General features: G+C 31.7%; 12 protein-coding genes. 1 reads left to right on the top strand and 11 read right to left on the bottom strand.

Annotation, left to right across the window (positions count from 1 at the left end; genetic code table 11):
* Window positions 1-84: 84 nt before the first annotated feature.
* Both IEV63_RS04405 and IEV63_RS04400 read right to left on the bottom strand, forming a co-directional pair.
* Window positions 85-1,770, bottom strand: a complete 1,686-nt coding sequence (locus IEV63_RS04405; RefSeq protein ID WP_188405577.1) for a sodium:solute symporter family protein — start codon at window positions 1,768-1,770, stop codon at window positions 85-87.
* A gap of 94 nt (window positions 1,771-1,864) precedes the next feature.
* Window positions 1,865-4,363 carry a PIG-L family deacetylase gene (locus IEV63_RS04400; protein WP_188405576.1) on the bottom strand — a complete coding sequence of 833 codons (2,499 nt, stop codon included), beginning with the start codon at window positions 4,361-4,363 and terminating at the stop codon, window positions 1,865-1,867.
* 171 nt (window positions 4,364-4,534) lie between these two features.
* Between IEV63_RS04400 and IEV63_RS04395 the strand changes: the two genes are divergently transcribed.
* On the top strand, window positions 4,535-5,074 hold the full coding sequence (locus IEV63_RS04395) for a 1-acyl-sn-glycerol-3-phosphate acyltransferase (RefSeq protein WP_188405575.1): 540 nt from the start codon (window positions 4,535-4,537) through the stop codon (window positions 5,072-5,074).
* On the opposite strand, the gene IEV63_RS04390 is transcribed toward IEV63_RS04395, so the two are convergent.
* The 9 genes from IEV63_RS04390 to ligA form a co-directional block, all read right to left on the bottom strand.
* A complete protein-coding gene (locus IEV63_RS04390) occupies window positions 5,075-5,254 on the bottom strand; it encodes a hypothetical protein (protein WP_188405574.1) in 180 nt (59 codons plus the stop codon).
* A gap of 68 nt (window positions 5,255-5,322) precedes the next feature.
* Complete coding sequence (locus IEV63_RS04385) at window positions 5,323-6,162, bottom strand: substrate-binding domain-containing protein (protein ID WP_188405573.1); 840 nt, start codon at window positions 6,160-6,162, stop codon at window positions 5,323-5,325.
* Between the two features lie 4 nt (window positions 6,163-6,166).
* Entirely contained in the window at window positions 6,167-7,051 is an 885-nt protein-coding gene (locus IEV63_RS04380; RefSeq protein ID WP_188405572.1) for a nucleoside phosphorylase, read from the bottom strand.
* 2 nt (window positions 7,052-7,053) lie between these two features.
* Window positions 7,054-7,266 carry an alkylphosphonate utilization protein gene (locus tag IEV63_RS04375; RefSeq protein ID WP_188405571.1) on the bottom strand — a complete coding sequence of 71 codons (213 nt, stop codon included), beginning with the start codon at window positions 7,264-7,266 and terminating at the stop codon, window positions 7,054-7,056.
* A 21-nt stretch (window positions 7,267-7,287) separates the two neighbouring features.
* On the bottom strand, window positions 7,288-7,623 hold the full coding sequence (locus IEV63_RS04370) for a translation initiation factor (protein ID WP_188405570.1): 336 nt from the start codon (window positions 7,621-7,623) through the stop codon (window positions 7,288-7,290).
* A gap of 11 nt (window positions 7,624-7,634) precedes the next feature.
* A complete protein-coding gene (locus tag IEV63_RS04365) occupies window positions 7,635-8,591 on the bottom strand; it encodes an isopenicillin N synthase family dioxygenase (RefSeq protein WP_188405636.1) in 957 nt (318 codons plus the stop codon).
* A gap of 220 nt (window positions 8,592-8,811) precedes the next feature.
* Entirely contained in the window at window positions 8,812-10,722 is a 1,911-nt protein-coding gene (locus IEV63_RS04360) for a prolyl oligopeptidase family serine peptidase (RefSeq protein ID WP_188405569.1), read from the bottom strand.
* A gap of 49 nt (window positions 10,723-10,771) precedes the next feature.
* Window positions 10,772-11,290: a hypothetical protein gene (locus tag IEV63_RS04355; protein ID WP_188405568.1), complete on the bottom strand. Its 519-nt coding sequence runs from the start codon at window positions 11,288-11,290 to the stop codon at window positions 10,772-10,774.
* Window positions 11,291-11,871: 581 nt separating this feature from the next.
* The gene (gene ligA, locus IEV63_RS04350; RefSeq protein WP_188405567.1) at window positions 11,872-13,875 is read right to left on the bottom strand and encodes an NAD-dependent DNA ligase LigA; all 2,004 of its coding nucleotides are present in this window, start codon (window positions 13,873-13,875) and stop codon (window positions 11,872-11,874) included.
* Window positions 13,876-14,586: the final 711 nt, after the last annotated feature.

Raw genomic sequence — 14,586 nt, 5'->3', positions numbered from 1 at the left:
AGAAATTTTAATAATGTGGCACTTCACTTTTATTGAAGATTTGTAAAAATCAAAAACTTCAACAAAACTAAAAACAAGGCCTGTTTATTTGTTGTTTCTGAAGAAATACTCCAGCGTAATTGAAATAAAAATCACCAAAGCACTACCAAAAATATTCAGCCATAAATACGGCATTAAGTCGATATACCAAACATATAAAACAATAACTTGCGTAATTAAAGCACCGATAAAAACCGATTTAGCTTTTACATATTTAATAAAAAAAGCTAATAAAAAAATACCCAACACATTGCCATAGAAAATCGAACCAATGATGTTTACCAATTGAATTAAGTTATCTGACAAATAAGCAATACAAGCAAAAGCAATGGCAAAAATACCCCAACCTAAAGTGAATAATTTTGATGCATTTAAAAAATATTTATCCGATTTTTTTGTTTTTACATTGCGCTTAAACAAATCCATGGTAGTTGTACTTGCCAATGCATTCAATTCTGAAGCTGTAGATGACATGGCTGCACTTAAAATAACAGCCAAAAGCAAACCTACTAAACCTTTGGGTAGAAAATCTAAAATAAAACTGATAAAAATATAATCTTTATCGTTGGTTTCTATGGTTGAATCGGCTTGTTTAATAAGCAATTTTGCTTCATCGCGAATAGCAAACTCTTTTGTATTTAAGGCAGCTACTTGAGTTTGTAATATTTGTTGGGATGCTTCATCTTCAGCAGCAATCGATCCAAATTGAGTGGCAATTTCCTTTTTTTGTAATTGAATTTCGTGTAACCGAGCTTCTAAATTTTCGTAATCTGCTTTATATTCTGATTCGTATACTGCATTTTGTGCTGCTGGATTAAAGTTTAGTGGAGCAGTTTCAAATTGGTAAAAAACAAAAACCATAACACCAACCAATAAAATGAAAAATTGCATAGGCACTTTTAAAAACCCATTGAATAATAAACCCATTTGGCTTTCGCGTAAGGACTTAGCTGATAGGTAACGCTGCACCTGACTTTGATCGGTTCCAAAATAGGATAAAGCTAAAAAAGTTCCGCCTAAAATACCACTCCAAAAGGTGTATCGATTTTCGAAATCGAATGAAAAATCCAAGACCTCTAACTTTCCGCTAGAACCAGCAATTTTTAAGGCTTGATTGAAGCTAATATCGTCTGGCAAATGATTCAAAATAAAGAAGAAAGCGATAAACATGCCTGCAAAAATAACTGCCATTTGTTGTTTTTGGGTTACGTTTACGGCTTTCGTTCCACCTGAAACGGTGTAGATAATTACTAAAACACCAATAATAATATTCAGCGTAAATAAGTCCCAGCCAACAACGGCAGATAATACAATGGCTGGAGCAAAAATGGTAATTCCTGCTGCTAGACCACGTTGAATTAAAAACAACAAAGCAGTTAAAGTCCGCGTTTTTTGATCGAATCTAGACTCTAAATATTCATAAGCGGTGTATACTTTTAACTTATGGTAGATGGGTAAAAAAACCATACAGATTACTACCATAGCAATGGGAACACCAAAGTAAAATTGCACAAAACCCATTCCATCGTTAAAAGCTTGCCCAGGAGTTGATAAAAAAGTAATTGCACTGGCTTGAGTTGCCATTACAGACAATCCAACCGTCCACCATTTGGCTTCGTTTCCTCCTTTTATAAAATCGCTTACGTTTTTGCTTCCCCGCGATTTATAGCTTCCATAAATAACAATAAAAGCGAGTGTAGAAATTAAAACAATTGCATCGACTAACTCCATTCGCTAATAATTTTTCATAAACCAGTAGAAAAAAACAATATATACTGCATTAAGAATTAACAATAAAGTATAGGTTTTATGCCAAGTAAATTTTTTATTTTTCATTTCCTAAGGATAATAGGTTAGCTAATAATCGGTAAGCACCTTTTACCCCTGCGGGAAGTTGCCTAAAAAAGCTTAAGCCTGTGTAAGTAAAATGTCCATCGCCATATGTTGTGGTTAATAAACTTCCTTTTAAAATTGGCTCGTTTGGATCTTGCATACCTAAGATGGCTATAAACTTATCGCTCCATTGATCTGAAAAATATAAACCACGTTCTTGCACCCAATTTTCAAAATCTGTTGGAGTAATTTTGTTTGGGAAATTTAAAATGGGATGATTTGGAGCTAAAAATTGAACTTCTGCATATTCGTCTGTTACTCTATTTCTTGAAAGTTGAAGCGGTAGCGGGCTAATTTCTGTTTTTAAACCACGGCTTGTGTTGTATTGCACAATTAGATTTCCGCCATTTTTTACATAGTTGAATAAAGTTTGTTTTTTAAACGCAAAAGCATCATAAATGTTGAAGGCACGAATTCCGACCACGACTGCATCAAAAGATTGTAATTTTTCTGAAGAAATATCTTCAACTGAAAAAACTTCTACTTGATAACCTAATTCCAAAATCGCTTCGGCTACATCATCTCCAGCACCTTGAATGTAGGCAACTTTTTCTCCTTTAGTTTGTACATCTAATTTAATTAATTGAAGCTGGCTGGGCTGGATAAAACTTTGTTTTGGAATATGGGTGTAGTCTAATACTTCTACTTTTGAGTTGTAAACTATTCCGTTTAAATTTGTTGCCTTTGGCATTAAGTTTAATTCTGAAGCATCTTTTGGTGGAGTAACTTTCAATTTAACTTTTTGAGTTTCATTCAAATTATTGAATTTTACTTTTAACTGTTCAGGTTCAACTTTCCAAGCAGAAGTTGGATTAAAATTAATTTGAAGCGCTTCAGTACTTCCATAATTGGTTAGGTTTAACTGCACTTCTTTTGCTTCTTCACCAGAAAAAACCATAATATTTTTCTGAAATGAGAGTGAAACTGGCGGGAGTATTAAAAAGTTCTCGTACACTTCACCATCAACTGGATCGTTATATTTGTACACTAAATTTCTTGTAATGTTGAAGCTTTGACCATTGATTTCTAATTGAAAAGCGATAGGTAAAGTATTTGAAATTTCAGGAAGATTACGTTTCCAAATTTCATCGACCTTGTACAAAGCTTTTCCCGGTTGTTGGTTGAGCCAAAACGGATTGCTCGAAACTTGGTTTAAAGGGATTTCAATTTGTGTTTCCCATTCATTTTTTTGATTGGGCAATAAATTAATGTTGTTAATTTCGTTAGATTTACTCCCTAAAACTCGAACTGATTTGAGCTTAATTTCAGTATTAGATTGATTTGTTACTTCTACAAAAACTTGAACTTTTTTACCGGGATTGGTATAAGTCTCTGTTGTTCTAGCTTCTAAAAATAAACCAGAGCATGCTACAATAAGTTCTTTTAATTCCTTTATTTTTCTGTCTTTCCAAAACGAATTTTTAGCTTGCTGAAGCAAAGTATAGGCTTCAACTAATGCAGGAATACTCTGATGTGGGTTTTGATAATCGAAGTTTGCTTCAACCTGTAATAAATGCTGTTGAATTTTTTTGTATTGTTTATCTTGAAGGCGTTTCCATGAAGTTTCAATGTTTTCAAATAGATTTTCAGCTGAAGGAAGTTCGCCCTTCAACAACTCCAAATATTCAATTTGATCACCTCGGGTTCCCGTGTTTCCGAAACCTTGCGATTTGTGCATGCTTCGGCTCAAAGCTGCGATTTCGTTATTATGAAGACCAATATCTGGATAAAACTCCCCCATATTTATGGCTAAATGCTGCTCGTGATTTGCATTTTGAAAAGCTTCTCTATTTATGTAAAAAAACCATGAATCGTTAAAGTAAATGGCTTGGGGCTGCCAAGGTTCAACAAGTTTTAGTTGTTCTGGAAAAGCGTTTTTATTAGCAGACAAATCGAAAGCTTGCATTGCCAGAATTGCCGAAGCCGTATGATGACCATGGGTAGTTCCTGGGGTTCGGTGATCGAACCGATTTACGATAATATCAGGTTTGTTTTTTCGAATAGCAAAAACTAAGTCGGCTAAAACTTCATTTTTATTCCACGTTGAAAGTGCTTCATCTGGGTTTTTTGAATAGCCAAAATCGATAGCTCGTGTAAAAAGTTGATGTCCGCCGTCAATTTTTCTAGCTGCTAATAATTCTTGTGTTCTAATTATGCCCAATTTTTCATTTAAATCTGCACCCAATAAATTTTGGCCACCATCGCCTCTTGTTAAGGAAATATAGGTAGTGTGTGCATGATAATGTTTTGAAAAGTATGCTATTAATCTAGTATTTTCATCGTCAGGATGAGCTGCTACATACATTACATTTCCAAAGAAATTTAGTTTTTTTATAGTTTCAAAAATTTCAACAGCGCTGGGTTTTGGTGGTTGTTGAGCAAAACTCAACTGAACTAAACAAATAAAAAAGACTAAGCAAATTCGCTTCATAGATTTTTGTTTCAAATGTAGTAGTATTGGCAAATTTCTACTTTTAAAGTGAATCGATTTAATATTTTGACTTAAAATTTAACCAAGCGTTGTATGGATTATTATATTTATTAAAGATATAAGGTTTTTTTCATGCTTTAGTGTACTTTTAATGGCTCAATTAATGTGAATATGCATTGGATCGCCAAATTTATTTTTAAAAGTCTTTTAGGTTGGAAAATTATTGGAGAAATGGATCCAAATATTAAAAAATCTATATTAATAGTTGCTCCGCATACCAGCTGGCATGATTTTTATATCGGTGTTTTAGTTAGGAAAATTATTAACTTGGATATGCATTTTGTAGGCAAAAAAGAATTGTTTGATTCGTTTTTAGGCGGGTATTTTAAATGGATGGGTGGTGCTCCAGTAGATCGATCTAAATCTTTAAAGATGGTAGATCAAATAGTAGCGATTTTCAATTCGAGAACTGAATTTAGGTTAGCGATTGCCCCGGAAGGAACACGAAAAAAAGTGAAGCAATGGAAAACAGGGTTTTATTATATTGCCGAAAAAGCAAAAGTTCCAATTATTCCTATTGTATTCAATTACAAGTTAAAACAAGTTGAAATAAAAAAACCGTTTAGAGTTAATGGGAATATTTTGCAAGAATTGCCAATTTTAAAATCAAATTTTGATGGAATTATAGGTAAAATTCCTGAGAATTCGTAATTATTTATCGGCTGCCAATTGATATGCTGGATTAGATTTGGTTTTCTTTTGTTTGGGAAATCTAATTTTGATTCGATACGACTTTATTGCTTCGTCGTCTGGTGTATTGCAACTAAAAATCAATAAAAATACATTTACAAAAACCAGTGTTCCTAAAATAAATAAAATGGATAACAGCATATTTTTTGAATTGTTTCTACTTTATAGATTGTAAGTTTTTAAAAAGGTTGCGTATTATTTTTAATTTTTCAGAAAAAATTTTCACCCCCATTAATTTCTACTAAATCAAGGCTTTCAAGTTCGTGTAAGGTGGTTTTTATTTCAGTACTAGAAATTTGTGCTTGGCTCCAACGTGTCTGGCTTAGCCATTTTTGCACATCTATTAGTTTTAAACGGTAAGCTTCTGAAATTTCTTGTGCTAAATTTTTATTATTGGCATTAGCTTGAGTTTGTTTATTAATTGTGTTAAGAATATTTTTAATTGCAGAAGTATTTTTTTTAATAAATTTATTTTCTGCAACAATTACAAAACAAGGCCAAGGTGTAGGACAATCGTTTATATGTTTAAATATTTTATTGTCAACCAAAGGTTTTGTAGTAAAATGTTCCCACATAAAATAATCAGCTTCATTTTGTTGAATTGCTTCAACTGCACCATCAAGATGATGAGCAATTTGAAAATTTAAATTTTGAGTATCCCAATTTTCATTTTTAGCATTTACATAAGCCATTAAATGTGAACCAGAACCTTCGCGGCTAATAGCAGCTGTTTTATTTTCAAGTTCTTCAATTGTTTCAATTTCAGAATTGTATTTAACATAAATACCCCATAATAACGGAGAATCTACATATTTTTGAACAATACGCAAATCTAGGCCATCACATATTTTTTTAACGCTTCCTTCGGTTAGCATAATGGCTAAATCGATTTCTTGCTTGGCTAGCGCATCGCTCATTTCTCCTGTTCCGCCAGGAAAATCTTGCCACTGCAAATCGATTCCTACGGCTTTAAAAGCCCCTTTTTTTATAGCTTGATGCCATGGGTAATTAAAATGTTCTGGAACACCACCTATTTTTATGGTCTGCATACGTTTAGTCTTCTGTAAGTATTTGTAATACAAACTGAATTAAATTATCTACTAAGTCTTTTGGTTGTTTACTAAAAGTCCCCATTGCTCTATTAGCAATAATTGCATTTACAGAAAGAGCTTGGTGGCCTAACATTTTAGCTAAAGCATAAATGGCGCTTGTTTCCATCTCTAAATTTGTAATTTTCTGCTTTTCAAATTCAAAACTTGCTAAACTATCTATAAAGTTGGGCTTGGAAAGGGGCAAACGCAAAACACGACCTTGTGGACCATAAAACCCTACGTTAGTACCAGTTAAGCCAAAATTTAATAATTTTTCGTTAGAAAGTTTAAATTTTTGGAGTAGACTAGAATTGGCATCTACCACATAGGGTTCTGCTTTTTTGGGTGAATCTTGCAAATGCTGAATTAAAGCTTGGGTTGTTGCTTGATTAACTACATCTGCCTTATGAGCATAATAATGTAGTAACCCATCAAAACCAACTCCACTTGTTGAAGCCACATAATTATCTACCGGTACATCTTTTTGCAAACTACCTGATGTACCAATTCGGACAATTTGAAGCTGCTTAATTTTCTTTTTTATAGTTCGGGTTTTAAAATCGATATTGGCTAGAGCATCAAGTTCATTTAATACAATATCAATATTATCAGTTCCTATTCCTGATGAGATAACCGTTAATTTTTTCCCCTTATAAAAACCTGTTTTGGTTTTAAATTCGCGTTTTTGGGTTTCAAAAATAACATCATCGAAAAAATGAGCTACTCGGTCTACCCTATTTTGGTCGCCAACTGTAATAATGGTGTCAGCAATATGTTCTGGCTTTAAATTTAAGTGGTAAACGCTTCCATCTGGATTAATAATTAATTCTGATTCTTTTATAGCCATGTTTATGCTTTTTTTACAAATTGAGTTTTTAAAACCAATCCTTTAATTTTTTTGTTTCTACACTCAATTTCTCCTTCGGTATTGGTTAGTTGAATGTTTTTAAAACTCATGCCTCTTTTTAATGTGGTAGAAGTTCCCTTCACTTTTAAATCTTTAATTAAAACAACTGTGTCGCCATCTGCAAGCAAATTGCCATTTGCATCTTTTGTATTCATAGAACTATTTGAAATGAAGATTTAGCCGCCTACACGTTTGGTTTTAAAACCCAATTCTTCTAAAATCTGAATAATTTGTTTGCGGTAATCTCCTTGAATAATAATTTCGTTATTTTTACTACTACCACCGACTCCAAGTTCTTTTTTAAGGGTTTTTGCTAATTTCTTGAAATCTTCATCGGCTCCGTTATAGCCTTTAATAATAGTATTTGCTTTGCCTTTTCTTTTTACAAAATGGCATTCTAAGGCTTCATCTTGAAGCCAAATTCCATTATTCACAGATGAATTTTCTTCGTTTGCATTTTCATCGGGTGTATGGTCTGGAAATAAATTTTTCAACTGGTCTTGTAAATCCATTGAAGCTGGTCTTACTTTTTATCTTTAATCAAGCCAATTTCAACCAAACGCTGATGTAAAAACTCGCCAGCAGTAATGTCTTCATATTGCTTCGGATTTTCTTCCGAAATGCATTCTTCTAAACAATCCAATTTCATTTCGCTTCTTGGATGCATAAAAAATGGTATGGAATAACGCGGTTTGTCCCATTCTTCCTTTGGTGGATTTACCACACGATGTATAGTTGAACGCAATTTGTTATTGGTGTGTCGCTCTAACATATCGCCTACGTTAATGACCAATTCATCTTCATTAGGAATGGCATCAATCCATTCTCCGTCTTTGCGCTGAACTTGCAAACCACCAGTTGATGCACCCATTAACAAGGTAATTAAATTGATGTCTCCGTGCGCGCCGGCACGAACAGCACCCTTAGGCTCTTCTGTTATGGGCGGATAATGGATGGGACGCAAAATTGAATTTCCATTGCTTGCCCAATGGTCAAAATAATGCTCGTTTATACCGATGTGTAGCGCCAAAGCACGCAAAACATAAATACCTGTTTTCTCTAACATTTTGTAGGCTTCCATTCCTACAGCATTGAACTGCGGTAATTCTTTTACTACCACATTTTCTGGATATTCTTCGGTTAAGTTTGCATTTTTATCGGGTTCTTGACCAAAGTGCCAAAATTCTTTTAAATCGCCTTCTTTTTTTCCTTTTGCATGTTCTTTACCGAAGGAAACATAGCCGCGTTGACCACCAATATCTTCTCTTTCGTATTTTCTTTTCGTATCTTCAGGTAAAGCAAAAAAGGATTTTACTTCTTTGTATAACTTCTCTACAAGCTCATCATCTAAAAAATGATTCTTAAGTGCCACAAAACCAATTTCTTCGTAAGCACTTCCTATTTCGTTTACAAATTTTTGTTTTCGTTTGGGGTCGTCCGATAAAAAATCAGCTAAGTCTACACTTGGTATATTGGTCATTGACATGAATAAATACTTTAAAAAGTTAGGAAAGCAAAAATAAGGAATTATTTAGACATCGGATATGATTTCCAAAGCAGCTTATCCAGTTTGAATTTTGAAATATTCAAATTGATTCTATAAAGCCTTAAAATACACCTTACAGATACACAAGATATTTTGGATATAAAATATTAGGTATATTGTGAATCATCAATATACGTCTTTATAATTGTTAATTTCAATCATTAAGATTGTATTTCTCAAATTTTAAATTACTGAAAATGAATGAATAGGTTTCAGTGTACAATTCGTCTAATTTACCATTTTCGAAATTATGACCTACATTTTGAAATACTTTTAAATATGCTTGATTTCCAAATTCTTGCAACCCGTTAACAAATTTATAAGAATTGAAAGGTGAAACCCTAAGATCTTTATCACCTGTAATGAAAAGAATTTTAAGATTTTCATTTTCTATTTTTTTTAAATTATGAAGTGGAGAATAACTTTTGAGATACTCTTTAACTTTTTCATTTTGAGGATTACCAAACTCATTATACCATTTAGGCTGATTGTATTTTGTATAATTTAACATATCTGCCAAACCAAACATACTTATAGCAACCGAGAATTTTTCGCTAAATTTTAATATTGCATTATTTACAATTAAGCCACCATTTGATGCACCAAAAATTGCAATTTGATCAGAAGTTGAAATCTTGTTTTCTATTATGTAATCTAAACATTTTTCAAAATCATAGAAACTGTTTTTTTTATTTAGCAAAGTAGCTGAAGTATGCCAATTTATTCCATTCTCACCACCACCACGAACTCCCGCAATTACAAAAACACCACCTTTCTCTACAAATGAATTAATATATTTAGAATAACTTGGCTGTATTGATTTATTAAAGCCACCATACACATTAACAATTGTTGGCGAAAAACTATTTACCAATGAATTTTTATAATAAAAAATAAGAGGTATACTATCATTATCATTTTTCACCCACTTTTGTACAGTTTTGAAATCTACTAAATCTTGATTAATATTTTTATATTTTAAAGTCAAATCATTTTCAGGTGAAAACTCATATTTTTTTACAGGAATCTTAAAAGATTTGTAAGTAACTAAAATTGAATTATCTCTATGTTTTTCAAATTCGATTTTTGCCAACTCATCTGATAATATAGGGTTACAACTTTGTTTTTTATAATTAAGGGAATATAAATTATTTCTACCCCTTTCTATAAATGAATAATAAATAATATCCTTATGATATATACATTTCTCAATATTAACTTTCCGATTTAACTGGTATATTTCATGGAATTCTTTTTTTTTGATATTATAACTATAAAAACTAGTAATATTTACAAGATTATTATAGAAATACATTGAAGTATTATTCTTACCAATATATTTTAAGTTACCAGGAAGTTTAATAACTTCAGGTTTATTTTGCTTAAAATGTTCAGAATAAATATATACTTCATTTTTTAATTTTGTCAAAACAGAAGTAGAGTCGATGACTTTAAATGAATATTTACTTTTTAAATTGGCTTTTTTAATGTATCGATCTTCAAAATTAAATTTCTTAAGTTCTTTTTTAGTTTTCTTATCATTTTTTAAAAAATAAAGATGTGTTGAAGTTGCTTGCGCTTGTGGTCGGTCATAAATTTGTAATTCAGTAATTAAAACTTTCTTGTCCAAATCCCAAACTTGAAGAGTGACATTATCATTTAAAAAGCGAGAGCCTTTAATTATTAAATAATTACTGTAGTTGGTTTCAACTATTTTAGGATAGAATTTAAGTTCATCTATACTTAGAAATAATTTTTGTTGATCTATTTGATCAGTTTTTTGATAATAAATACCATCTTTAGTCTGATAAACATAATAAGCTCCAACACGCTTTTTATTTAAAAAAATTAATGAATCAGATTTGTCATGACTAATTTTCTGCTTAAACAACAACTTTTCTTGAATGTAGTTATCACTTAAACACTTGTAAATTGAATCTTGATGGTGAAGCCATACATCTAGTTTCTCACTGTCTTTTTCCATCCACATATAAACATCATCGCTTGATGTTAAAAACGAGCAGGATTTTACAAAAAAAAGAAACATAAATATTAACTTATACATAACTTTAAATTTAAAAAAGGCTAATATATTAGCCTTTTTTAAATTTTACTTATCTTAATATTTCAGATTTTGTTTTTCCAACAATATGATTTAAGTCATTTTGAAATTCATCGAAAATAGATTCATTTTGGCTATATTCTCTTAGAATATCAGATAGTTCTAATATGTCACTTTTTAATTCATGATTGAGAAGAACACCATTATAATTGGGATTAAGTGCATTCAGTATTGGTTCATCTAATTTTAATGCTACATCCCAAATTTTAACTTTTGCGTTAATATTTAAAGAATCATAATCAATTTCATCAGATACTATATAGTAATAATCTACATACTTTCTGTAACCATTATTTTGGATTAAAATAGTATCCCTAAAAAATCGATGAAGATCAGGTCGAGTATTTACTGAATAACTATAAGGTGGGTAATCTGGCTCAGGAGGATGATTAGGGTTATAAGGGTCATCATTTGAATCATCATCTAAGCATCTATCTTCAGATGTTATCGGAACATTTTTATTTATATCTTTGAGACCATCATCCTTTGTACAGGCAATTATAAATAACAAAACAATTGCAATAAATATATTTTCATCTTAGTAATTTTTACTCATACAGGTGAGTGTTTTAATATTTTTTTTAAAATCTTATGAATTGTATTTATTAATAAGAATCTAAGTAAAGTTATAACATCGTAAAAATTGACGAATCCAGCATGGCTTTATGTATGTATTATAAATCATTGTTAAATTTAAACTAAACAAATCAAATAAAAAAATATTTTTTGAGTAAATTTAAAATTCATAATTATATTTCATATTTCTAACGACACTCAATTTTCATAGCAGAATTACATAATTTATGAAGAAGGATATTTTGAAGAGATGAATGAGCTGGACGGTCTTATCTGCTGGTTAAAATGAGATAATCTAAAAACACTTTTACTTTTAACTTTAAAATAAAAATGAGTCGTAATAAAACTATGCTTTATTCTATTTTTCTAATCTCATCAAAATTAATTCAATTTATTATAGTCTCATTTTAAAGTTCAATTGGTATATTTTTTTCAAAAGGAGCTTCCGTTGGTCGCTATTTTCAAAAAACATGTATTTAATGGGTTGCACTTTGCGGGTTTTCCAATCTGTCAGGGCTACTTAAAATTCACCATCTCCAAAAACTCATTTTCAGAAAGTAAACTCACTTCTAAATCTTCAGCTTTTTTCAGCTTCGCTGGACCCATATTTTCTCCTGTAACCAAATAATCTGTTTTCTTTGAAATAGAGCTAGTGTTTTTACCGCCGTTTTTCTCGATGAGTTTTTTCAATTCACTGCGAGAAACTTTTTCAAAAACTCCAGAAATAACAAAGGTTTTCCCTTCTAATACATTTGTTTGACCAGCTAATTCTTCTTCAGAAATTTGCAATTGCAATCCATAATCTTGTAAACGTTGAATAATTGTTCTATTTTTTTCATCTTCAAAAAAGGCAACTACACTTTCGGCAATTCGGTCACCGATTTCATCTACTTGTATTAAATCTTCAAAACTCGCTTCTGCTAAAGCATTGATTTTTTTGTAATGTTTGGCTAATTTTTTGGCTACCGTTTCGCCGACATACCGAATACCTAAACCAAATAAAACCCGCTCAAAAGGTACTTTTTTGGAAGCTTCAATTCCATTAATCAAATTTTCTGCAGACTTTTCTGCCATGCGTTCTAAAGGTAAAATAGCTTCTTTTTTTAATTCATATAAATCTGCATAGCTATTAATAAGTTGTTCATTAACCAATAAAGCAACCGTTTCGCTGCCTAAACCTTCAATATCCAAAGCTTTTCGAGAAATGTAATGCTGAATTCTACCTATTATTTGTGGTTTGCAGGCATTAGTATTTGGACAATAATGCAGCGCTTCACCTTCATTTCTAATCAATTCTGAACCACATTCAGGACAATTTTTTATATATGTCGTTGGTTTAGAATCTGGTGTGCGTTTTGTAAAATCTACTCCTGTGATTTTTGGAATAATCTCGCCACCTTTTTCAACATAAACGGTATCGCCTTCGCGAATATCTAATTTTTCTATTTGATCAGCATTGTGTAAGGAAGCTCGTTTAACACTTGTGCCTGCTAATTGAACCGCTTCTAAATTAGCTACTGGCGTGATGGCTCCGGTTCTGCCAACTTGATAGGTAATTTGTTTCAATACTGTAGATGCTTCTTCAGCTTTAAACTTATATGCCATTGCCCAACGTGGAGATTTGGCTGTAAAACCTAATTCTTCTTGCAATTGTAAATTGTTTACTTTTACCACTACTCCATCTGTTTCGTAAGGTAAGTCGTGTCTGTGTTTATTCCAATATTCAATAAAAGCTAAAACTTCGTTCATGTTATGCACAAGCTTAGATTCGGGCGGCACTTTAAAACCCCATTTTCTTGCTTTTTCTAAACTTTCAAATTGCGTAGCTAATCCTACTTTTTCACCTACAATGGAGTACAACAAACAATCTAGTGGTCGCTTTGCTGTGGTGGAGCTGTCTTGTAATTTTAAACTCCCAGACGCGGTATTTCTTGGGTTGGCGTAAGGTTCTTCTCCATTTTCAATGCGTTCTGCATTTAATTTAGCGAAGCCTTCGTAAGGCAGAACAATTTCGCCACGAATGTGAAATGTTTCAGGATGATTTTCACCTTTTAACTGCAAAGGAACGGATTTAATGGTTTTTACATTAGCGGTAACTTCATCGCCTTGAATGCCATCTCCACGTGTAACCGCTTGTGAGAATTTTCCATTCTGGTAAGTTAAGCTGATGGAAGCACCATCGTATTTTAGTTCGCAAACATATTCTACTTCTTGCTCGGCTACTTTTAAAATGCGCTTTTCCCAATCTAATAAGTCTTCTTCAGAATAGGAATTGGAAAGCGAATACATTCTATGCTCGTGCTTTACCGTTGGAAAATTTTTGGTAATTGCACCACCCACACGTTTTGTGGGCGAATTTTCATCTTGGAGTTTGGGATATTTTTCTTCTAATTTTTGAAGCTCTTTAAGCTTCATATCAAATTCATAATCTGATATTTTGGGATTGTCCAACACATAATAGTTGTAGTTATGTTTCCTTAATTCTTCGGTAAGTTGTTGAATTTTTTCTTGGGGATTCATATTGCCATATTTCTCGCTGAAAAGTACTATTTTTTAAGAAAACTAATTTGTAATCTACGTAAATATTAAGGAGTTTTTAGTTGTGTAATAATGTACAATATTTTAAATGTATCCTACACTTATCTAATGCTTAAAATACCAACCAATATAAAGCTTGTAAGTCGGTATTAAACATTTGGGGATTAAATAGCGTATTTCATAAAATGGTATAAAAAGGCTTTACACAGGGATGTATTTAAATAATAATATAAAATAGGTAAAAATTAATTATTTGGATTAACTCTGGTTTGAAATAAAAAAATGCTTTTACAAACCAGTTTTACTCCCTTCGACTCCGTTACTCTTCGCTCAGGACAAGCTTCTCCTCCAGTAAATATTTTTCAAAATTTGAGTATAAAAAAAGAGTTAACTTTTCAATTAACTCTTCATAGTAGCCCTAATTGACCAAAGTTGCAGCTTTAAAATGTTTGAAATTTAATTAAAATAGTTTTATTTAATTGACATACAAATAGTTAATATTATTTTAAACTAAATCATAATTCTTAATATGTTTATTAATTAAAGTTTAAAACCTATTTCTTTCAAGCCGCTGGGCTGGGACAAACTAGGATTTAAGTCTGTGACACTCTAAAAGAATGCCCTGGTTGCTCAACTGATTTCTCAGCCCCACGAGTATTTAAAGGCAACTTGCCTACCCTTCCTATCCAACGG

Origin of the sequence: Psychroflexus salis (assembly GCF_014640175.1) — a bacterium.
In the GTDB taxonomy this organism is placed as follows: domain Bacteria; phylum Bacteroidota; class Bacteroidia; order Flavobacteriales; family Flavobacteriaceae; genus Psychroflexus; species Psychroflexus salis.
This window is presented reverse-complemented; position numbering and strand designations above follow the sequence as displayed.

Coding starts and splice junctions, on each gene's coding strand:
- IEV63_RS04405 (WP_188405577.1), bottom strand. CDS start 1,770: ATGGAGTTAGTCGATGCAATTGTTTTAATTTCTACACTCGCTTTTATT.
- IEV63_RS04400 (WP_188405576.1), bottom strand. CDS start 4,363: ATGAAGCGAATTTGCTTAGTCTTTTTTATTTGTTTAGTTCAGTTGAGT.
- IEV63_RS04395 (WP_188405575.1), top strand. CDS start 4,535: ATGCATTGGATCGCCAAATTTATTTTTAAAAGTCTTTTAGGTTGGAAA.
- IEV63_RS04390 (WP_188405574.1), bottom strand. CDS start 5,254: ATGCTGTTATCCATTTTATTTATTTTAGGAACACTGGTTTTTGTAAAT.
- IEV63_RS04385 (WP_188405573.1), bottom strand. CDS start 6,162: ATGCAGACCATAAAAATAGGTGGTGTTCCAGAACATTTTAATTACCCA.
- IEV63_RS04380 (WP_188405572.1), bottom strand. CDS start 7,051: ATGGCTATAAAAGAATCAGAATTAATTATTAATCCAGATGGAAGCGTT.
- IEV63_RS04375 (WP_188405571.1), bottom strand. CDS start 7,266: ATGAATACAAAAGATGCAAATGGCAATTTGCTTGCAGATGGCGACACA.
- IEV63_RS04370 (WP_188405570.1), bottom strand. CDS start 7,623: ATGGATTTACAAGACCAGTTGAAAAATTTATTTCCAGACCATACACCC.
- IEV63_RS04365 (WP_188405636.1), bottom strand. CDS start 8,591: ATGACCAATATACCAAGTGTAGACTTAGCTGATTTTTTATCGGACGAC.
- IEV63_RS04360 (WP_188405569.1), bottom strand. CDS start 10,722: ATGTATAAGTTAATATTTATGTTTCTTTTTTTTGTAAAATCCTGCTCG.
- ligA (WP_188405567.1), bottom strand. CDS start 13,875: ATGAATCCCCAAGAAAAAATTCAACAACTTACCGAAGAATTAAGGAAA.